At 58.3% G+C, this 20,517-nt stretch carries 19 protein-coding genes; 5 read left to right on the top strand and 14 right to left on the bottom strand.

Annotation, left to right across the window (positions count from 1 at the left end):
* Positions 1-1,829: 1,829 nt before the first annotated feature.
* From tgt to coaD, 5 genes are all read right to left on the bottom strand, one after another.
* Entirely contained in the window at positions 1,830-2,951 is a 1,122-nt protein-coding gene (tgt, locus tag ASD54_RS10175; RefSeq protein WP_062554450.1) for a tRNA guanosine(34) transglycosylase Tgt, read from the bottom strand.
* On the bottom strand, positions 2,948-4,036 hold the full coding sequence (queA, locus tag ASD54_RS10170) for a tRNA preQ1(34) S-adenosylmethionine ribosyltransferase-isomerase QueA (RefSeq protein ID WP_062554449.1): 1,089 nt from the start codon (positions 4,034-4,036) through the stop codon (positions 2,948-2,950). The genes tgt and queA overlap by 4 nt, the downstream gene beginning before the upstream one ends.
* Before the next feature lie 122 nt (positions 4,037-4,158).
* On the bottom strand, positions 4,159-4,674 hold the full coding sequence (locus ASD54_RS10165; protein WP_062554448.1) for a peptidylprolyl isomerase: 516 nt from the start codon (positions 4,672-4,674) through the stop codon (positions 4,159-4,161).
* Between the two features lie 33 nt (positions 4,675-4,707).
* A complete protein-coding gene (locus ASD54_RS10160) occupies positions 4,708-5,274 on the bottom strand; it encodes a peptidylprolyl isomerase (protein ID WP_062554447.1) in 567 nt (188 codons plus the stop codon).
* A gap of 25 nt (positions 5,275-5,299) precedes the next feature.
* Complete coding sequence (coaD, locus tag ASD54_RS10155) at positions 5,300-5,794, bottom strand: pantetheine-phosphate adenylyltransferase (RefSeq protein WP_062554446.1); 495 nt, start codon at positions 5,792-5,794, stop codon at positions 5,300-5,302.
* 423 nt (positions 5,795-6,217) lie between these two features.
* On the opposite strand from coaD, the gene ASD54_RS10150 reads away from it, so the two are divergent.
* Both ASD54_RS10150 and ASD54_RS27435 read left to right on the top strand, forming a co-directional pair.
* Positions 6,218-6,373, top strand: a complete 156-nt coding sequence (locus tag ASD54_RS10150) for a hypothetical protein (RefSeq protein WP_244484722.1) — start codon at positions 6,218-6,220, stop codon at positions 6,371-6,373.
* 33 nt (positions 6,374-6,406) lie between these two features.
* On the top strand, positions 6,407-6,541 hold the full coding sequence (locus ASD54_RS27435) for a hypothetical protein (RefSeq protein ID WP_280139178.1): 135 nt from the start codon (positions 6,407-6,409) through the stop codon (positions 6,539-6,541).
* A 67-nt stretch (positions 6,542-6,608) separates the two neighbouring features.
* On the opposite strand, the gene ASD54_RS10145 is transcribed toward ASD54_RS27435, so the two are convergent.
* The 7 genes from ASD54_RS10145 to ASD54_RS10115 all read right to left on the bottom strand — a co-directional run bounded on the left by ASD54_RS10145 (position 6,609) and on the right by ASD54_RS10115 (position 16,475).
* Positions 6,609-8,015: a YncE family protein gene (locus ASD54_RS10145; protein WP_062554444.1), complete on the bottom strand. Its 1,407-nt coding sequence runs from the start codon at positions 8,013-8,015 to the stop codon at positions 6,609-6,611.
* A gap of 84 nt (positions 8,016-8,099) precedes the next feature.
* On the bottom strand, positions 8,100-8,876 hold the full coding sequence (locus tag ASD54_RS10140) for a 2,3-dihydro-2,3-dihydroxybenzoate dehydrogenase (RefSeq protein ID WP_062554443.1): 777 nt from the start codon (positions 8,874-8,876) through the stop codon (positions 8,100-8,102).
* On the bottom strand, positions 8,876-12,778 hold the full coding sequence (locus ASD54_RS10135; RefSeq protein ID WP_082547164.1) for a non-ribosomal peptide synthetase: 3,903 nt from the start codon (positions 12,776-12,778) through the stop codon (positions 8,876-8,878). Before ASD54_RS10135 ends, ASD54_RS10140 begins: the two co-directional genes overlap by 1 nt.
* Entirely contained in the window at positions 12,775-13,011 is a 237-nt protein-coding gene (locus ASD54_RS10130) for a phosphopantetheine-binding protein (protein WP_062554442.1), read from the bottom strand. Before ASD54_RS10130 ends, ASD54_RS10135 begins: the two co-directional genes overlap by 4 nt.
* A gap of 11 nt (positions 13,012-13,022) precedes the next feature.
* Entirely contained in the window at positions 13,023-13,661 is a 639-nt protein-coding gene (locus ASD54_RS10125; RefSeq protein ID WP_062554441.1) for an isochorismatase family protein, read from the bottom strand.
* Between the two features lie 4 nt (positions 13,662-13,665).
* Complete coding sequence (locus ASD54_RS10120) at positions 13,666-15,300, bottom strand: (2,3-dihydroxybenzoyl)adenylate synthase (protein ID WP_062554440.1); 1,635 nt, start codon at positions 15,298-15,300, stop codon at positions 13,666-13,668.
* Entirely contained in the window at positions 15,297-16,475 is a 1,179-nt protein-coding gene (locus ASD54_RS10115) for an isochorismate synthase (RefSeq protein ID WP_062554439.1), read from the bottom strand. Before ASD54_RS10115 ends, ASD54_RS10120 begins: the two co-directional genes overlap by 4 nt.
* 326 nt (positions 16,476-16,801) lie before the next feature.
* On the opposite strand from ASD54_RS10115, the gene ASD54_RS10110 reads away from it, so the two are divergent.
* The 3 genes from ASD54_RS10110 (at position 16,802) to ASD54_RS10100 (ending at position 19,849) form a co-directional block, all read left to right on the top strand.
* Positions 16,802-17,755 carry a helix-turn-helix domain-containing protein gene (locus ASD54_RS10110; RefSeq protein ID WP_062554438.1) on the top strand — a complete coding sequence of 318 codons (954 nt, stop codon included), beginning with the start codon at positions 16,802-16,804 and terminating at the stop codon, positions 17,753-17,755.
* Between the two features lie 134 nt (positions 17,756-17,889).
* Positions 17,890-19,398, top strand: a complete 1,509-nt coding sequence (adh, locus tag ASD54_RS10105; RefSeq protein ID WP_062554437.1) for an aldehyde dehydrogenase — start codon at positions 17,890-17,892, stop codon at positions 19,396-19,398.
* A 94-nt stretch (positions 19,399-19,492) separates the two neighbouring features.
* Positions 19,493-19,849 carry a DUF779 domain-containing protein gene (locus tag ASD54_RS10100; RefSeq protein ID WP_062554436.1) on the top strand — a complete coding sequence of 119 codons (357 nt, stop codon included), beginning with the start codon at positions 19,493-19,495 and terminating at the stop codon, positions 19,847-19,849.
* 19 nt (positions 19,850-19,868) lie between these two features.
* Here ASD54_RS10100 and ASD54_RS10095 read toward each other — a convergent pair whose 3' ends face one another.
* Both ASD54_RS10095 and ASD54_RS26555 read right to left on the bottom strand, forming a co-directional pair.
* On the bottom strand, positions 19,869-20,192 hold the full coding sequence (locus ASD54_RS10095) for a hypothetical protein (protein ID WP_062554435.1): 324 nt from the start codon (positions 20,190-20,192) through the stop codon (positions 19,869-19,871).
* A 97-nt stretch (positions 20,193-20,289) separates the two neighbouring features.
* Complete coding sequence (locus ASD54_RS26555; protein WP_156379148.1) at positions 20,290-20,457, bottom strand: hypothetical protein; 168 nt, start codon at positions 20,455-20,457, stop codon at positions 20,290-20,292.
* Positions 20,458-20,517 lie beyond the last annotated feature (60 nt).

Below are 20,517 nucleotides of genomic sequence, written 5' to 3'. Positions count from 1 at the left end.
GCGGTCAGTCTATGCCGCCGAGGTTGCAGCTGCAATTGCAAGATGTGGGGGATTTATTCCGTGCATGCGCATGCAATCAGCCGCTTTACCTTTGGAAGTAAGTTCGGGCGATGCCCATAGGGCGCGGACGCCGCATACCCCCCTCTGTCCTGCCGGACATCTCCCCCTGGAAGCGGGGGAGATCGATTCGTGGTTAGCCCTTCGCTCCAAAATCCTGACTTGTTGGGTGCAGGAAAGTCCCACAACGGAAGATGGGTAGTGAATGTCTACCGTTCTGCCGATCTCCCCCCTTGAGGGGGAGATGTCCGGCAGGACAGAGGGGGGTTAAGCCCCGGATAAAGGCTGTGCGACATGCTCGCGCACCATCTCCCGTCGATGGAGTTTTGCTAGGCACGATAGGGCCAGATCTGGAGCGAAGGTCTACCNGTTCTGCCGATCTCCCCCCTTGAGGGGGAGATGTCCGGCAGGACAGAGGGGGGTTAAGCCCCGGATAAAGGCTGTGCGACATGCTCGCGCACCATCTCTCGTCGATGGAGTTTTGCTAGGCACGATAGGGTCAGATCTGGAGCGAAGGGCTACCGTTCTGCCGATCTCCCCCCTTGAGGGGGAGATGTCCGGCAGGACAGAGGGGGGTTGAGCCCCGGATAAAGACCGTGCGACATGCTCGCGCACCATCTCCCGTCAATGGAGTTTTGCTAAGCACGATAGGGCCAGATCTGGAGCGAAGGTCTACCGTTCTGCCGATCTCCCCCCTTGAGGGGGAGATGTCCGGCAGGACAGAGGGGGGTTAAGCCCCGGATAAAGGCTGTGCGACATGCTCGCGCANGTCTACCGTTCTGCCGATCTCCCCCCTTGAGGGGGAGATGTCCGGCAGGACAGAGGGGGGTTAAGCCCCGGATAAAGGCTGTGCGACATGCTCGCGCACCATCTCCCGTCAATGGAGTTTTGCTCCACACGATAGGGCCAGATCTGAAGCGAAGGGCTAGCCACGAATCGATCTCCCCCCTTGAGGGGGAGATGTCCGGCAGGACAGAGGGGGGGCAAGCCCCGGATAAAGACTGTGCGAGATGCTCGCGCACCATCTCCCATCGATGGAGTTTTGCTAGGCACGATAGGGTCAGATCTGGAGCGAAGGGCTACCTACGGATCGATCTCCCCCCTTGAGGGGGAGATGTCCGGCAGGACAGAGGGGGGTTAAGCCCCGGATAAAGACTGTGCGTCGAGCACTCAAGTCCGATCCGACCCACCTACGTTCGAAAAAATCGTCGCCGTCTCAAATATTTTTCGCCCCTCACTCCGCCACCCTATTCCACTCATGTTTCACTACTCCCGTTCCGCAACGGTTACACCGGCAGGCGTGCTGGCGATGCGGGACCGGCGCGGGCGTGAAGGGGTAGACGCAAAACCTTCACCTCCGGGTTCGCGGAAAATGGTCTCCCTCTGACGACACGGGGGAAATGGCAGGGCATCGGATCTAACCCTCCATTTCATCTCCGAACTGGCGCGTCAGGCGTGCCTGTGTGGCACACATGGGGAATGGTGGTTTGGGCTTCGCCGCTTGTGGTCCGTCCGGTTTCATCGGGCAGGCGGCGGTTAAAGGGCTCAAATCATCATTCTAGGCAGAGAGACCGAAGTCGCGAGCATAAACCGCTGAACGGGGCGCTGAGAGGTGTCACTTACTACTACCATATCGAGGCAGCTTTCAGCGCCCCGACCGCATACCCCGTATCCCGACAAGATACGGCCCGAACTGACCCTCACACCACGGGCAGGTTCTGCCGCGTGCGCGCGAAGTCGCGTCTGCTCTTTGACAATCGGTCTCAGACTTATCAATCGTCGCCGCGCGCCCAGGCTTCCTGCGTTTCAGCCATGAAATCCTCGAAGCGCCCTTCGGCAATCGACTTGCGAATGCCCTGCATCAGCTCCTGATAATAGGAAAGATTGTTCCAGGAGAGCAGCATGCCGCCGAGCGCTTCATTGGAGCGCACGAGGTGGTGCAGATAGGCGCGGGAATAATCGCGCGTCGCCGGGCAGGTGGATTGTTCGTCCAGCGGACGCATGTCCTCGGCGTGCTTGGCGTTGCGGATGTTGACCTTACCCTTGCGGGTGAAGGCCAGACCGTGGCGACCGGACCGGGTCGGCATGACACAGTCGAACATGTCGATACCGCGTGCCACCGATTTGATGATATCGTCCGGCGTACCGACGCCCATCAAGTACCGCGGCTTCTCGGTAGGCAGCACCGGCAGCGTGATGTTCAGCATGTCAAGCATGACATCCTGCGGCTCGCCCACGGCAAGACCGCCCACCGCATAGCCCTTCAGGTCCAGCTGCTTCAGGCCTTCGGCCGAACGAATACGCAGGTTTGGCTGATCACCGCCTTGCACGATGCCGAACATGGCCTTGCCCGGCTGGTTGCCGAAGGCCACCCGGCAGCGTTCTGCCCAGCGCAACGACAACTCCATGGCGCGTTCGATTTCCTTCGGCTCAGCCGGAAGCGCCACGCATTCATCAAGCTGCATCTGGATATCGGAATCCAGCAGGCCCTGGATCTCGATGGAGCGTTCCGGCGACATATGATGCAAGGAGCCATCGATATGGCTCTTGAAGGTCACGCCCTGCTCATCCAGCTTGCGCAGGCCGGAAAGCGACATGACCTGGAAGCCGCCGGAATCGGTGAGGATCGGTTCCGGCCAGCGGATCAGTTCGTGCAGGCCACCGAGGCGCGCCACCCGCTCCGCGCCGGGGCGAAGCATCAGGTGATAGGTGTTGCCGAGAATAATATCGGCACCGGCGTCCCGCACCTGATCCAGATACATGGCCTTGACCGTGCCAACCGTACCGACAGGCATGAAGGCGGGCGTACGGATGGTGCCGCGCGGCATGGTAATTTCGCCAAGCCGCGCCTTGCCGTCAGTGGCCTTGAGGTTGAACGTGAAGTTCTCGGTCATCGTGAATCGTTCCGGAAAAGCAGGCTGGAATCGCCATAGGAATAGAAGCGATAGCCTGTGGAAATCGCATGATCGTAAGCCGCGCGCATCGTCTCGTAACCGGCAAAAGCGGAAACGAGCATAAACAGCGTCGAGCGCGGCAGGTGGAAATTGGTCATCAGCGCATCGATGATCTTGAAGCGGTAGCCGGGCGTGATGAAGATATCCGTCGCGCCGCTCCAGGCCTTCAGGCTGCCATCGTCAGCTGCGGCACTTTCCAGAAGACGCAGTGATGTGGTGCCAACGGACACGATCCGCCCGCCCCTCGCCCGCACGGCATTCAGCGCATCGGCTGTCGCTTGCGAAACATAGCCGATTTCGGAATGCATCTTGTGTTCGGTCGTATCATCCGCCTTGACCGGCAGAAATGTTCCCGCGCCCACATGCAGCGTCACGAAATGCCGCTCGATCCCCGCTGCATCGATCGCCGCGAAAAGATCCGGTGTGAAATGCAATCCGGCGGTCGGGGCAGCAACAGCGCCCTCTTCCCGCGCATAGATGGTCTGGTAATCCTTGCTGTCCTGCGCATCTTCCGGTCGCTTTGCAGCGATGTAAGGCGGTAATGGAATATGCCCGACAGCCATGATTGCCTCATCCAGCGCCGGACCGGACAGATCGAAGCGCAGGGTTACTTCGCCGCCGTCGCCCTTGTCTTCCAGCGTCGCGTCCAGGCTGCCAAGAGCGCAGGTTTCCGCCGAATGGCCGAAGTGAATGCGGTCACCGATCTTCAGGCGCTTGCCCGGCTTGGCGAAAGCCTTCCAGACATCAGGCTCGGTGCGCATGTGAAGCGTCGCGGAAACGGCGATATCGGGCGCGCCTTCGCGGGTTCGAACACCTTCAAGCTGGGCGGGAATGACTTTGGTATCGTTGAAGACCAGCGCGTCTCCCGCTCTCAGAAAGCGCGGCAGATCGCGCACGATCTGGTCCGACAACACGGTTTCACCCTGCGGCTGAACCAGCAGCAGCCGCGCGCTATCCCGCGGATTGGCGGGTCTCAATGCAATGTTTTCTTCTGGCAGATCGAAATCGAAAAGATCGACGCGCATGTGCAAAGGCCGTTCGTTGGATAGGGGATGCTCAAAATCAGGCACGCTGATAAAGGCATCATCCCAAAAAGAAAAGCGCCCCGGCCACACCGGAGCGCTTCAATTCGCTCACGATGGGGAGATCAGGCCGCGATATCGGCAGCAACCTTCATCGAAACGATGGAGTCCGGATCGGAAACCGGCTCGCCCTTCTTGATCTGGTCGATGAAGTCCATGCCTTCAATGACCTGACCCCAGACAGAGTACTGCTTGTTGAGCCACGGAGCATCGGTAAAGCAGATGAAGAACTGCGAGTTGGCGGAGTTCGGGCTCTGCGAACGCGCCATGGAGCAGGTGCCGCGAACATGCGGAACAGCCGAGAATTCGGCCTTCAGGTCCGGCTTGTCGGAGCCGCCCATACCGGCACGAGCCGGGTTGAAGCTCTCGCCGCCCTTCTTGCCGAACTTCACGTCGCCGGTCTGGGCCATGAAGTCTGCGATTACGCGGTGGAAGACAACGCCGTCATAGGCGCCTTCACGTGCCAGTTCCTTGATGCGGGCAACGTGGCCCGGTGCGAGATCCGGCATCAGAGCAATGACAACCTTGCCCTTTGTCGTTTCCATGATGATGGTGTTTTCCGGATCCTTGATCTCGGCCATAGTCACTCTCCTTCTATGCGGAATGTCCGCCCTTTACTTGCCGACGGTGACCTTGATCATCCGGTCGGGATCTGAAACTTCGCCATTGCCGCCTGCGCCGCGCTTGATCTTGTCGACATTTTCCATGCCTGAAACGACCTTGCCGATCACGGTGTACTGACCGTTGAGGAACGAGCCCGGTGCGAACATGATGAAGAACTGCGAGTTTGCGGAATTCGGATCCTGCGAACGCGCCATGCCAACCGTGCCGCGCTCGAATGGAACCTTGGAAAATTCGGCAGGAATATTCGGCAGATCGGAACCGCCCATGCCGGCGCGGCGGGCGTCAAAACCCTTCGTCAGGTTGCCGAACTTCACGTCGCCGGTCTGCGCCATGAAACCGTCGATCACGCGGTGAAAGGCAACATCGTTATATTTGCCTTCTGCGGCCAGCTTCTTGACCTGCGCCACATGCTTCGGTGCGATTTCCGGCATCAACTGAACGACCACCGGACCATTCTTCAGCTGGATTGTCAGGAAATCGTCGGCAGCCGCAAAGGCTTGTGAAGCGAGCGAGGCTGCGGCCAGTGCGCCAGCAAATGCGAGAGAAAGAAGCTTCATGGTGAACTCCGTTTGAAAAAGATCGTCAGCTTGCGAACCGGGATGCCAAGGCACCTGCGACGCAAGCTGGTACGAACGAGCCTACATCGCCGCCCATTTTCGCGATCTGGCGAACCAATGTGGCCGTTATGGGTCTGGACGAAACACTCGCCGGCAGAAACACGGTCTGGATGTCCGGCGCCATCTGCGCATTCATGCCGACCATCTGCATTTCGTAGTCGAAATCTGTCCCATCGCGCAGCCCCCGGATCAGCAGGCGCGCATTGTGCGCTCTCGCTGCATGGATCACGAGACCATCGAAGGAAACCACCTCCAGCGAAGCCGCACGGTCCGGCAGAGCCTCCGTCAGCGAGCTGCGGATCATGGCGGCACGCTCTTCGAAGCTGAACAAAGGCACCTTGCCGGGATGGACGCCGATGCCGACAATGACGCGCTCGGCAACATTCAGCGCCTGAACAAGCACATCCAGATGGCCGTTTGTCATGGGATCGAAGGATCCGGGATAGAAAGCGCTCGTCAAGCATACCTCCAGCGTCGCGTTCGCCTTGTGTCATGGACTGCCGCAAATCGCAAGACAGCGCACCCCGCAGCGGTTGAACGCCAGATGAATGCGGCGTTCAAGGCCGTTTCAGACGCGCTCTGGTTAAGTGGGATCATCCAAGGCAGAGGCAAGGACGCCCTGACTGGAGATGGGGAAAACGATGTTGATCTTGCTGATGGCTGTCGCAGTTCTTGTTTCATTTGCTGTGGAACTCGCAATCGAGGCGATCCGTGAGAACTGGAACGAGGTTGAATCCTGAACGCCAGATGAACGGCGCTTTCAGGGTCGCTTCAGAGCCCGTCGTTTAACCATTCTTTCATACTGGTGCGGAACCGGTTCGCGTTTAACGCGTTCTGGTCATGAAAAAGGAATTCGGAGATGTTCGCCAAGAAGAAAACGGCAATGCCGGACACCATTACGATGATCAACCTCGTATGGACCGCCGTTATCGCAGTCATGATGACCGCTACTGTGACACTCTACCAGGACAGAAATGAAACTCAGGCTGTGAAGTACACGCAGCTGACCAGTCAACACTACGGACAGCCCTATTACTGAGAATAGGGCTCCTTGATCAGAAGGGAGATGCCTATGTACGTTACGATGATTGCACTTGCTGGATTGATCAGCACCATGTTTGTAGCGACAGTGGCCTCCACCATCAGCGAGTTGCGCCGAGAGCAAGCCAATCTCCGAGCCTTCGCAAAGCGCCACAGCGCCTTCTGAGCAAACAATGATGTTGAGTCTTATTTAGAGGCTCCGGCACGATGAGCGCCGGAGCCTTTTCCGTATCTTACTTCGCGGTGATGAGTGTGACGCGGTCGCCGTTTGGATCGTCCGGGTTCATGGACTTGTTGACCGCGTAAACGCCGCCCTTACCGTCTGCCACCACGTGGTTTGCGAAGGGTGCGACCGGAAGGTTGGCGACGATCTTGCCGTTTGCATCAACGACAGTCACCGTTCCCGCATCGCGGCTGCTGACATAAGCATGCTTCTTGACCGGTTCGAAAGTGACGTTGAGCGAACCAGCGCCCACTGCAACATTGTGCAGCGTCTCGCCCGTCTTCCCATCGAGAATCAGCAGATTATCGCTGCCTTGCCCGGCCACGAAAATGCGGTCGTCGGCTGCATCATACGCGATGCCGATGGTAGAAAGACCACCCTTCACCGGCAGAACCTTGTCCACCTTGCCAGCGACCGAATCGATGATTGCCACCTCATTGGTCGAGAGGCTGATGACGAACACCTTGCCGCTGGCCGGATCGAAATCGATGCTCGCGGGGGAGAACTTCTCGCCGCGAACCTTGGACTCGATCTTCACCGAAGGTAGTTTTTCAAGCGTGTTGGTATCGAAGACAGCAACTTCCGGCTCTCCGACCTGGCTGACATAGGCCTTGCCATTCTTCTCATCGATTTTCACGTCACGCGCATGCTGGGCAAGCCCCGGCTCGAACTGCTTGACCAGCGAAAGGTCTGACTGCTTGTAGACGGCAACTGTGTTCTGGCGGGTATTGGTCACCCAGACCGTCCCCTTTGCATCGTCCACACCCAGACCGTAAACTGCGTGTACACCGCCGTCTTTTGCGTCAGCAGGCTTTCCCCGCGCAACGACTTTCAGCGTCTCAGGATCCAGTTTGAGGATCTCAGATGTCTTGACGGGTGGGCGACCGACCGCGGACGTAACAAAGACCGCATTGCTCTTTTCACTGATGCCGATCTGGTAGAGACCCGGCGAAAGCTTCTCGGACGAAAGCGTGAACTTGTCCTCACCGGACAGCGGGACCTTCGGCGAGATCTTCAGCTTGGTAATGTCTGCGTAATAAGGCGAATCGGTCGTCACGATCAGCGGATAAGTTCCAACGACTGCATTTTCCGGCAGTTTGAATTTGCCTTCGAACTTGCCTTCCTGGTCGGCAGTGAAACCGTTTTCGCTCAGCGCAACCGCACCTTTCAGCAACTGTACCTTTTGCCCCGGTTTGAAGTTCTGCCCCTGCACAGACACTTCCCCGCCCGAGAACAATGGCTGGCCTCGCGTTGCGGAACCAAGCCGGACCTGACCCTTGTAGTCTTTCTCCGGCTGCTCAAAGGCGACCTGCGCAAAGGCGCTGGTCATGCCGAGCAACATGGCACTCGTGAGGATTGCCACCCGTGCCACTCCGGTGCGCAGGGTGATTTGGCTTGATCTCGAAAGTTTCGTCATTGGTTTTATCCTGTGATGACTGTGATGGATCGAAGGAAATACGGCATGGGTTGAACCCTGCCCGACAGCTTGAGATGCCTGCGATCAGGCCCGCATGGTCGCGCCACCATCGACATAAAGATCCGTCATGGTGATGTGGCTGGCCTGATCGGACAGAAGAAAGAGGACCGAATGCGCGACATCTTCGGGTGTCGCGAGTTTTTGAAGTGGAATGCCAGTCTTGAACCGCTCCGGCAGTCCCGCAATCACGCGCTCTGCGCCACGCTCGTCTGCCCACATGCCCGTCTGCATCGGCGTGAGGGTGGAACCGGGCGCGACGATGTTGCAGCGGATGCCGTGCGGAGCGAGCTCGAGGCCAAGGCATCGGGTAAACATCGTGGCCGCCGCCTTCGAGGCTGCATAGGCCGCCATTGCCTGCCTTGGAATTCCGGCGGCATTGGAGCTGACTGTGACCATTGCTCCGCGTTTGCGAGGCAGCATGACACGCGCAAGAGCGCGCGAGACATGAAAAACGCCATCCGTATTGACCGCAAAAATGTTCCGCCAGGATGCATCATCTGTCTCGACCACTGTGGTCGTGGTCAGAATTCCGGCGACGTTGATCCCGAGATCGATCGGTCCAAGCTGATCTTCGATTTCGTTGACCAGCGCATCGACGGCCGCACTGTCTCGAACGTCGAGTTCAAGCAGCGTGACGTCGCTCGTATGTTCTGGTCCGATTTCAAGCGGATGCTTGGCATTGTGATCGGTGGCGACGACATGAGCGCCCGCTTGTACGAGCAGTTTCACGACTGCAGCTCCGATGCCGCCAGCTGCGCCCGTGACAAGAGCGCGTTTTCCCTGAATGCCTGTCAACTGCATCAGGCGGTTCCTTTCTTTTCAAGCAATGTGAGGCTGGACAGGATTTCAGGCGCGATCGTCTGAACAGCGCCGGCCGAGGTCATCTGCGGATGAAGGCATGCGACATCGACTGTCTCGACTTCCGCGCAATAGGCAGCCCAGAGCGCCGGAGTCAGGTTCTTGTCCTTGTGATCCAGCGCTGCGCGGAAATGCGTGAGCGTGCCATCGAAACGTTTGTGGTAGTGTCCCCGGACCAGCCGATTCGTATCGAGGACCGACCGGATAACTCCGTCCAGGGCAGCGTTTGGCAGTCCGCCCAGCGAGCTGCCGTCCTGTTTCAAGAATGCGATGATCGCGTCCTTCGCGATGAGTTCCGGGTGTTCAAGCGGATCATGACCGGCAATGGCCAGCAGCGCCCGCAGCGCTGCCGTTTCATCAGGCTCCGGCTCCGCGCGCCAGCAATCACAAGGATAGCTGTCGAGAAGCGCAACGAGGCCAACATCGAAACCTTGCTGCTGAAGCTCTACGGCAACCGCTTGCGCAAGAATGCCGCCAACGGACCAGCCAGCGATGTGATAGATGCCGGTATAGATACGGCGGATCAGTTCCGCATATAATGCGGCAAGCGATGTTAGGCTTTCCGGCGACATCGCTTCTTTTGAAAGCCTCGGAGACTGGATGCCGTAGACAGGTCGGCGACCGAGTTGCTGGGCCAGATGACGGTAACCCCAGGCAATGCCACCTGCCGGATGAATGAGAAAGACGGGTGCCAGTGTCTCGTCGCCCCGCACAAGACGGATGATCGGACCGAGCCCCTCGTCGCTTCCTGCTTTCTCCAGCACCTTTGCGAGATCGCAAATGGCCGGATGCTCGAAGATTGCACCAAGGCCCGGATCAGTACCCGTTTCGGTGCGAATGCGCAGGCATAGCTGAACCGCTGACAAACTATCGCCACCCAGCGAAAAGAAGTCGCTCTCCGCGGTCGGGTCGCCATCCAATTCAAGGATCTCCTTGAACAGGATGGCCAGAAGCTGTTCCAGCGGTGACGAAGCACGCCGGCCGGCCGAAATATCGATAACCGGCGCTGGCAGAGCGCGGCGGTCAAGCTTTCCGTTCGATGTGACGGGGAGAGCATCCAGCCTGACGAATGCGGCCGGGATCATGTAATCCGGTAACTTCGCAGAAAGGCTCTCGCGCAGGGCCTCGATGGCAAGCGATGGATCTGCAACGACATAGCCTACGATGCGCTTGTCACCCGGTCGATCCTCCCGCGCGATCACGACGGCCTCGCGCACCAGACCAGAGGTCATGATAGCCGTGTCGATCTCTCCAAGCTCGATCCGCAGGCCGCGGATTTTGACCTGATGATCAGACCGACCGAGATAGACGACGGCGCCATCGGCACGAAGCTTTGCCATGTCACCGGTTTTGTAGATGCGCTGACCTTCTATGAAGGGATCCGGTAGAAAACGGTCTGACGTCAGATCGTCTCGCCCGAGATAGCCTCGCGCCAATTGAACGCCACCGAGGTAAAGATGACCTGCCACACCCGGCGGCAATGGCTGAAGATGATCATCCAGGACGTAGAGTCTGGTATTCCAGACCGGCCAGCCGATAGGCAGTGGCGAAGAAGTATCGGATGCCGATGCCTCCCAATAGCTGACATCGACAGCCGCTTCCGTCGGTCCGTAAAGATTGTGCAGTTCGCCCTTGATCAGCCGGTGGAAGCGGTCGCGCTGCTCGGCGGTGAGCTCTTCGCCGCTACAAAAGACGCGTGAGACCTCCAAGCCTTCCACTGAGGGCTCCGCCATGAAAGCGGACAGCATGGACGGCACGAAATGCAGCGTCGTGATGTTTTCGTCGCGGATGATGCGCGCGATAGACAGCGGATCACGATGCGCTTCCGGCGGTGCTACCACCAATGTCGCGCCGCACAGCGCGGGCAAAAAGAACTCCCAGACCGAAACATCGAATGTCGCGGGCGTCTTCTGCAGGATGCGATCTGCTGGGCCGAAACGATAATGCTGACGCATCCACACGAGCCGATTGACGATAGCTCGGTGTTCGATCATCACGCCCTTTGGCTCGCCCGTGGAGCCGGAGGTGTAGATCACGTAGGCGAGATTGTCGGTAGTAGCGACCGGCCATTCCGTATGCTGCGTATCTGATCGCCAGCGACTTGGCGGCAGAAGCGCGTAGTCAAATAGATCCGCAGCATTCTCTTCCCCGAGAACGAGAACCGGCTGCGCCGACGAAAGGATGCGCGACAGGCGGTCCTTGGGATGGCTCACATCCAGCGGCAGATAAGCTGCGCCGGACCGGAGGATCGCAAACAGGGCGACGATCAGCTCAAGGGAGCGCGGAAGCGCCACGGCAACGAGGCGGTCTGGTCCGGCCCCTTTCTCGACAAGTTGCGATGCGAGCGCGAGGCTACGGCGATCCAGTTCCGCATAGGTCAGCGTCTGGCCTTCGAAGATAACGGCAGGCGCATTGGGATGCGTGTTCATCGTCCTTTCGATCAACTCGACCAGCGTGACATCTTCAACCGAATGCGAGGTGGCGTTCGCATCGAATAGGTATCGTTGGCGTTCATACGCACTGGCCAGCGCAACATCGGCCAGGCGCTCCGCCTTCAAAGCATTTTCGAGATAGGCGATCAGCCTTGCCGAATGCGCTTTGGTGTCCTCTTCGCTATAGAGGGCCGGATTGCTATCCACTTCCATCATCAGGCTGGTTTTGGCATCACCCCGGAACGTGAAGGTGATATCATCCACTGCCCCGGCGCCCAGGATGTGAAGACTGACATCAAGACCATCGAACTTCGGCGGCATGTCGAATGGCTGTACGTTGATCAATGGACCGAACAGCCGACGCTGCCCACCGATCAAGCCCAGATCGCGGCGCAATTGTTCGCTGCGATAACGGCCGTGGCGACGGCAGGCCATAAGGCGTTTCGTGTGAATGACAGCTGCCTCATCAAGCGGCAGATGATCGGTGTTTTCGAACCTTACCGGCAGAACATTCATCAAGGTACAGGGAACGCGCGCCGCCTTGCTTCCGAGCCGACCCATATGCGGCACGCCCGCAACGATCTCGGCAGCCGACGCAAAACGACGGCAATAGGATGCAACCAGCGCCGTTAGAAGATCCGGCCAAGTGACCTTTGCATGCTCCGCTCGCGCTACGAGTACGCCGAAGAGGTCTTTGGATAGAAACCGGGTCTCCCGCCTGAACGAATGTTCGCTGACAGCGCGGCCACCTGCCAGGCTCACCACTTCGGGCAGGCTTGCCAGTTCATGTCGCCAGAACTCGGCATCACGCCGACGCCTGTCGTCAGAGAGATAAGCGGCGCCCTCGTCAATTGCCTGCATGAAAGGCGCAAACGGTGTGCCCGTACTCGCGCCGGATATGAGGCCTGAGTAGATTTCGCCAACACGGTTGGTTACGAGAACGATCCCGTATCCATCGATCGCCAGATGGTGAATCCGTTCGTACCAGTAATGTCTGTCTTCGCTCAGCCTGAAGAGGGTGAAACGAGCAACAGGGCCTTGGCCAAGATTGACCGGCCTTGCGGTATCCGCCTGCATGAGCGCAAGCGCCGCAGAGGCCGGGTCCGCCTCCGAACGAAGATCTACGATCTCGAGGGAAGGACGTGTGCTCGCGTCAAGACGTTGCGATGGGCCGAAAGCACCACTGTGGAATGTCAGCGAAAGGCAATCGGCCTCCTCGACCATCTGCGCGAAAGCGCGGCGGAAAAGGTCTACATCGAGCTCACCCGCCAATTCGACATATTGGCTGGCGTTGAGGATCGGATTTGAAGGGTCGATCTGCTGAACATACCACAAGCCCGCCTGCGCTTCCGTCAACAAGTGCTCGCCGGATGGCATGGCAGATCCGATAGGCTTGGCCGAAAGGCTGCTCATGCGTTTGCCCGCTTCGCCTCGATTGCCCGCCACCAGCCGTTCAACGTGAACTCCTCGGCAAATTCGCCGAAATCCAGGTCCACGCCCGCTTCCTGCCAGGTGAGGATGAGGTTCATTAGCCGCATCGAATCAAGACCAAGATCCATGAGGTTGTCGTCAAAGCCGATCTCGGAGGGATCTTCGTGAATGATCGCTGCCACATCGGCGCGCATCTTTTCGAGAGTGATGGTCATCGCGTTCTCCTTCACGCTCCAAGTCGGGCGAGAGCCTGCTGCGTGGTCAGCGGAATGCCGCAGCGTCCCGCAACCCAATTGATTGCGAGGTCATGCTGATCGCGTGAAAAATCTGCGAGGGCATCGGCGATGAAAAACGCCTCGATATCGCGCTGGAAGGCTTCGGCGGCTGTCATCATGCAGCCGATATGCGCGTAGATGCCGGTGACGATCAGTTGGTCGCGGCCCCTCGCCTGCATCATGGTTTCGAGGTTCGAGCGCTGAAAAGCACTGTAGCGATGCTTGACCAGAACGAAGTCTGATGCTTCCGGCTGGAGCTCCGGTACAATCGATTGATGCTCCGGTGCAGAAGTCATGCCCGGCCCCCAGAGATCTGCCTGCAAACCGCGATCACGGCGATCCTGATTGCCATTCTGCGCAGTGTAGAAAACCGGAATACCGATCGCGCGGCAGGCCTTTGCCAGTTGTGCAATGTGTGCTGTCGCAGGTGTTATGGGCGATGCGTCCGGCGTAAAGGCGTTTACGAAATAGTTCTGCATGTCATGGATCAGCAGAGCCGCCCTCTTCGGCTCCAGCTGCCATGGACCTTTCGGTGTCGGCAATTCCTGCGCTGTGGGCAGCGCATAGGGCGCAATCTTCGGCAAAGCCATCAGTCTATTGTCCTGCTTTCAATTGTTCATCGCCAAGAAACTGGGCTCTGAGGCGGGCTCGCAATTCTTTGCGGCTGACCTTGCCGACTGCCGTCAGTTCGAAGGCGTCGACAAACACGATCTGATCCGGAACCTTGAAATCCGCGACCTTGCGACTGCGCATGAAGGCCTTCAGCGCTGGACCCTTCGGCTTTTCGCCCTGTGGAATAACGAAAGCGCAGATGCGCTCGCCAAGGAACGGATCCGGTATGGAGACAACCGCTGCGTCAAAGACGTTCGGATGCGCCAGAAGGTGGTCTTCCACCTCGTCTGCGGAAATCTTCTCGCCTGCCCGGTTGATGTGATCGGTGGCGCGACCCTGCACCACCAGGTAGCCCTCGGGCGTGCGCTTCACGATATCGCCGGTCTTGTAGAACCCGTCTTGCGTGAAGGAACGCGAATTCGCACCCGGATCGTCATGGTAATTGCGGATCGTATAGGGGCCGCGAGTCAGCAGGTTCCCCGCTTCGCCTTCCGCGACGGGATTGCCCTGATCGTCGACGATCAGGATCTCGTCATCCGGAGAGATGGGACGCCCTTGGGTTTCCACGATGATGTCTTCGGGATCATCCAGACGGGTATAGTTCACCAGCCCTTCCGCCATACCGAACACCTGCTGGAGCGTGCAGCCGAGCGTTGGACGCACGCGCTTCGCTGATTCCGGCATGAACTTCGCACCACCGACCTGCAGCACCTGCAAGCTGGAAAGATCATGCTTCGATGAAGGTGCCGCCTGCAGCCACAGAAGTGCGAGCGGCGGAACAAGCCCGGTGATGGTGACCTTTTCCCGCTCGACCAAGGGGAACACCGTCTCAGGGCTGGGCGATGGCGCAAGCACGACGGTGCCGCCCGCGTAGAACACCCCGAGATAGCCTGGCGAACTCATTGGAAAGTTATGAGCCGCTGGCAAAGCGACGAGATACACGCTCTCTTCCGTCAGCTGGCAGATCTCAGCACTCGCCCGGAAGGAGTAAATGTAATCATCATGAGTACGCGGAATGAGCTTCGACAATCCTGTGCTGCCGCCGGAGATCTGCAGGAAGGCGACAGAGGAAGGGTCGGCCGGCTCAAACGCGATGTGCTGGTCGCGCTCGAAGGAGCCAAAGGAGATGAACTCCTGCGCTTCCCCAACGATGATCACGCACTCCAGTTCAGGTCGCTCAAGCTTGATCGACCGCGCAACATCTCGGTAATCGAAACCGTCATGGCTGGCAGCTGTCACATAGGCCGCAGCTTCTGATTTCTGAAGGAAATGCAGAATCTCAGTTTGGCGGTGCGCGGGCAGCGCGTAGACCGGTACCAGACGTGCGATGAAGAGACCAAAAACGACCGAGAAGAACTCCGGTATATTCGGCAATTGCACGACGACGCGGTCACCTGGCTGCAGACCCAGCTTCAGAAATCCGCACGCGGCGACTTCGGCCTTCTCCAGAAGATCGGCATAGGTCCAGCGCTGGTCCCCTCCGACCACTGCCGTGCGCGAACCAAATCGCTCGGCGCGTTCACGCAGCAATGCCGGAAAGGTTTCACCTCGCCAATAACCTTGTTCCCGATAGCGTGCAGCGAAGTCTGTCGGGAAATTTGCCTCAAGCGGAATCATGCAGCAAACTCCTGCAAGGGTCGCCCCTGCTCATCGATGCCGAACGCAGTCAGCATGGCTGTGAACTTGGCGGAAGTTTCTTCGGTTTCCTTGACGGGATCAGACCCCGGTACAATGCCCGCGCCAGCAAAGACACGTGCACGACGCTCTGAAATTTCTGCACACCGGATGGAGACGTACCATTCGCCATCCTGCTGATCGTCGATCCAGCCGACGGCACCGGCATAGAAGCCGCGGTCATATCCTTCCAGTCGGGAGATCAGATCTGCCGCTTCCCGCCTCGGCAATCCGCAAACGGCGGGTGTGGGATGGAGCAGCGAAAGCAGATCCGCAACCGGCGTAGCGCGGTCCTTCAATCTCGCGACGATCCGGGTTCCGAGATGATGCATGGTGGCCGTAGAGCGGATGGTCGTGCCCTCTGGCGCTATGATCTCTATCGAATAAGGACCAAGCGTATCGAAAATCATTTCCCGCGTGATGCGATGCTCTCGCTGGTCCTTTTCGGACGCCAGAAGATCACGGGCCGCCTGACGGTCTGCCGAAGGGTCGCTCGAACGCCGCGCGGATCCGGCGAGCGGATAGGAGACTGCCAGTTCAGCCTTCTTCGAGAGAAGCAGTTCCGGAGTCGCTCCGACAAGAGCAGTCGCAGCTTTGGCGGGAAGCGGCGTCCTGAACACGGTCACAGAGGAATCGCGTCTTAGCCGGTTGATGACCTGTCCAACCGGGATTGCAGAATCCGACTGCAGTTCAAGGCTTCTGGAAAGGACAGCTTTTGTTACCTGCGTTGCAGCCGCGGGATCCGTGAGCGCAGCAACGCATCTTGCTACGCTTTCGGCATAGTCTGCGGCGGAAGGGCACGCACGTAGCATCCAGCGCCCGGAGCCGGATGCGGCATCACCACCGGACTTTGCACCCAGCAGGCGACCAATGCGAGCGGGCTGGAACAGGTAGTCCTCGTCGCTGGAAGCAAACGGCACAGCACCGACAAGAAGAGCAGGTCCATCTGACGCAGTCTGGAAGAATTCTGAAACCCGATCGCTCAGGCTATCGGCTGCTCCACGGGGCAGAGTTCGGATCACGCCATGCGCTTCCAGTTCGTGTTCCGGTGCCGAGAGCAGAAACGTATGAGCATTCTGGAACCCAGGTGCCGCAAGGGGCGAAACCAAATCTGTCATCGCGAACTCCTTAGCTGTTTGATCAAAGCGCAACTGACATCAGAACCCGAAGCGGCGGGCGGTTAGCAGGCTTGGCCGAGAGAAATGCCGAAACGAAGTCGGGCGATAACTACTAACGTGACTAGAATTGTCAACTTTAATCCGCTGAAAACCAGTTAAAAACTATCCACTTTAGAACAGTTTGAAACTGCACGTCTTTTCATAGAGTTAGTCAGAGTACGGCGGCGACAGCGCTGTTTGACAATCAGAGGCTGACGATTGTCAAAGGGAATTGCGTTGAGATGAAAAGACGCGCACATTAGGCGTGCATTTGATTGGAGGAGCAGATGCGGCATACTGTTGCACACGCTGATCAGGTCTATGCATCCGCGCAGTCGACTGCTGCGGGGTCAACGGTTGTTGCCTCCTGGCGCCGCTGCATGACAATGCACAAGCTGGCACCGGAACAGGCAAGGCTTCCCGACAGGCTTACAGAGGTGGAGTTTCGCCGCGCACGCGACCGCGCCTCACCTCTGGTCGAAAGTTCCACTGATGAAATCGATCGCCTGTTTCAAACCGTCGGCAAGGCCGGTTGCTGCCTCCTCCTGACGGATCAGGACGGAGTAGCGCTGGAGCGTCGGGGGACGCGCGGCGACGACAAGGATTTTCATCAACTCGGGTTATGGACCGGATCGATCTGGTCCGAGGCCAGTGTCGGTACAAACGGTATCGGCACAGCGCTTGCTGAAGAACGATCTGTTGCGATCATCCGTGACCAGCACTTTCTGTCTTCCAACATTGCGCTGAGTTGCACCACCTCGCCCATTCGCGATCACCTCGGTCGCTTGTGCGGCGCGCTGGATGTATCGACCTGCCGCGAAGATATGGATGCCATTACGTTGAGCATCCTTCAGCAGACGGTTCGCGACTCGGCAATCCGCATAGAGCTTAATCTCTTTCGGAGAGCCTATGCCGGTGCACGCTTCATATTGGTACCAACCGAAACTGGGGCTAATTCCGCGCTCCTTGCCGTTGATCGGAACGACCTCGTGCTGGGCGCGACGAGATCCGCCCGCGCTGCGCTGAGGTTGACGGACGAGCGCATTTGCGCCGGAGTTCCGGCTGCGGACCTGCTTCAGGATGGAACTGGTCCAGATAACGAGGATCTGCAGCAGGCTGAGCGTGCAGCCCTCAAGCGTGCCCTTTCGCGCGCGAGCGGCAATGTTTCCCAGGCGGCGATTTCTCTTGGAATGAGCCGGGCAACGCTTCACCGCAAGATGAAGAAGCTCAACCTCAACTGAACACGCTTCGACTGTCTCAAACTTGCGACAGTGTGCACTGCGGAACCTTACTCCCCATCTTTGAACGCGTCTTCAACGGGCGCACAGTCTCCTCACCGGTTCGGAGGAACCAGTTCAATCCATGGGAGGATGACATGCTGCACCAGAAAATCGTCGAGTCACCGTTCAAGCTGAAATACGGCAACTACATTGGCGGCGAATGGCGCGAGCCGATCAATGGCCGCTACTTCGACAACATCACACCTGTCACCGGCGGCAAGCTGTGCGAGATCGCCCGCTCGGATGAGCATGATGTCAATGCGGCGCTGGACGCCGCCCATGCTGCCAAGGACAAATGGGGCCGCACCTCTACGACGGAACGTTCCAACATCCTGATGAAAATTGCCCAGCGAATGGAAGACAAGCTGGAGGTGCTGGCGCAGGCGGAGACCTGGGACAACGGCAAGCCCATTCGGGAAACCATGGCCGCCGATATTCCGCTGGCAATCGATCACTTCCGGTATTTTGCGGCCTGCATTCGCGCACAGGAAGGTTCTATCGGCGAGGTCGACCACGACACTGTCGCTTACCATTTCCATGAGCCGCTTGGTGTGGTCGGCCAGATCATACCCTGGAACTTTCCGATCCTGATGGCGGCCTGGAAGCTCGCCCCTGCCCTTGCCGCCGGCAACTGCGTGGTGCTGAAGCCCGCCGAGCAGACGCCCGCCTCCATTCTGGTCTGGGCGGAAATCGTGGGAGACCTGCTGCCACCGGGCGTCCTCAACATCGTCAATGGTTTTGGCCTCGAAGCAGGCAAGCCTCTTGCCACCAGCCCGCGGATTGCGAAGATCGCCTTCACGGGTGAAACGACAACCGGCAAGCTCATCATGCAGTATGCCAGCCAGAACCTCATTCCGGTCACGCTGGAACTCGGCGGAAAATCGCCGAACATCTTCTTCGCAGATGTGATGGCAGAGGATGATGATTATCTGGACAAGGCGCTTGAAGGCTTTGCGATGTTCGCCCTCAACCAAGGCGAAGTCTGCACCTGCCCAAGCCGCGCACTGGTGCATGAATCCATCTATGATCGCTTCATGGAACGGGCAATCAAGAGGGTTGAACTGATCAAGCAGGGCAACCCGCTCGATCCGGCAACCATGATTGGCGCCCAGGCCTCCGGTGAACAGTTGGAGAAGATCCTTTCCTATCTTGATATCGGGCGCCAGGAAGGTGCCGAAGTGCTCACTGGCGGCGCGCGCAACAATCTCGGAGGCGAGCTTGCCAACGGCTATTACGTGCAGCCGACAATCTTCCGCGGACACAACAAGATGCGAATATTCCAGGAAGAAATCTTTGGCCCCGTGGTTTCCGTCACCACGTTCAAGAATGATCAGGAAGCCCTGGAGATTGCGAATGACACGCTCTACGGTCTGGGTGCTGGCGTCTGGACGCGTGACGGCAACCGCGCCTATCGCTTTGGCCGTGAGATCCAGGCGGGTCGCGTGTGGACCAATTGCTACCATGCCTATCCGGCCCACGCGGCATTCGGTGGCTACAAGCAATCCGGCATCGGGCGCGAAACGCACAAGATGATGCTGGATCATTACCAGCAGACCAAGAACATGCTGGTCAGCTATAGCCCTAAAGCGCTCGGCTTCTTCTGATAGTCGCCCAACTATCGGACGACGAGGGCTCCCGTTCCCCGATCGGGGGCCTTCTGATTACTGGAGCGATTCAGTCATTGATGAGGACGAGAGTATGGATCAACCAATTGATGAACCGCGCGTAACGGCGACAGAACCTGCACTCCAGCTCATCCGTGAGATTCAGAAGGATTATCCGGATATTCTGTTTCACCAGTCCGCTGGATGCTGCGATGGCTCTTCTCCCATGTGTTATCCCACGACCGAATACCGCGTTGGCGAGACGGATGTAAAACTGGGAGAGATCGGCGGCGTACCGGTTTACATCAGCGGCAGCCAGTTCGAAGTGTGGAAACATACCCAACTGATTATCGACGTCGTTCCCGGTCGCGGCGGCATGTTCTCTCTCGACAATGGGCGAGAGAAACGTTTCCTGACCCGCTCACGTCTATTCCGACAGGAAACTTCCTGAACAAGGCGAGGCGCTCAGTCTATTTTTTCGTCACGAGGCAGACGATGCTTGCGGAGATCGCATGATCGTTGATCTCATCAGCGTTTTCTGAAGACGGCGCGAATGTGCGTAGCGTGTCGCGAGACACCTGATCCTCATTGACCAACCGCAACATCAGATAGAACAACCTGGATTTCGGATCTTCACCGATCTCCAGAAAATCATCCTCACATGCAGAAGCGATCGTGCGCTCAACCAGAGCGTGCTGCTCCGATTCGAGCGGCGTGAAGCACTTCGACCACCTCAGCAGGATCAATCGAAGGTCGGGATTAAGATCCGCATACTGTGCTTTTGAAAACGGCATCGCTTTCCTCCTTGAAACAGGCGGAAGCGATTAAGGCTCACAGCCGTCAGCGCCCGGGATGTAATAGCTGACGATGTATCATCTTAACCCTTGCGGTTCAGCTTGTCACCGTGCGCCACCGTACGGACGATTTCGCCTCAGATCGTGCAAGACGTTTCAATGCGGTAGCCCGCATCGGAACAATATTTTCCACCGATTTTGGCGCCTGTGGGAAGGTGTGTTTTCCGGCTTGAAAAGCCGCGAAGGCTTCGATGGAAATCTGCATGAACCATGGCCTCCTGAAGCGTGCACTGCTTCAAGTTCCTCGGGAAATGGATGGATTCAC

This window comes from Rhizobium sp. Root149, from assembly GCF_001427345.1.
Taxonomy (GTDB): Bacteria; Pseudomonadota; Alphaproteobacteria; order Rhizobiales; family Rhizobiaceae; genus Neorhizobium; species Neorhizobium rhizoryzae.
This window is presented reverse-complemented; position numbering and strand designations above follow the sequence as displayed.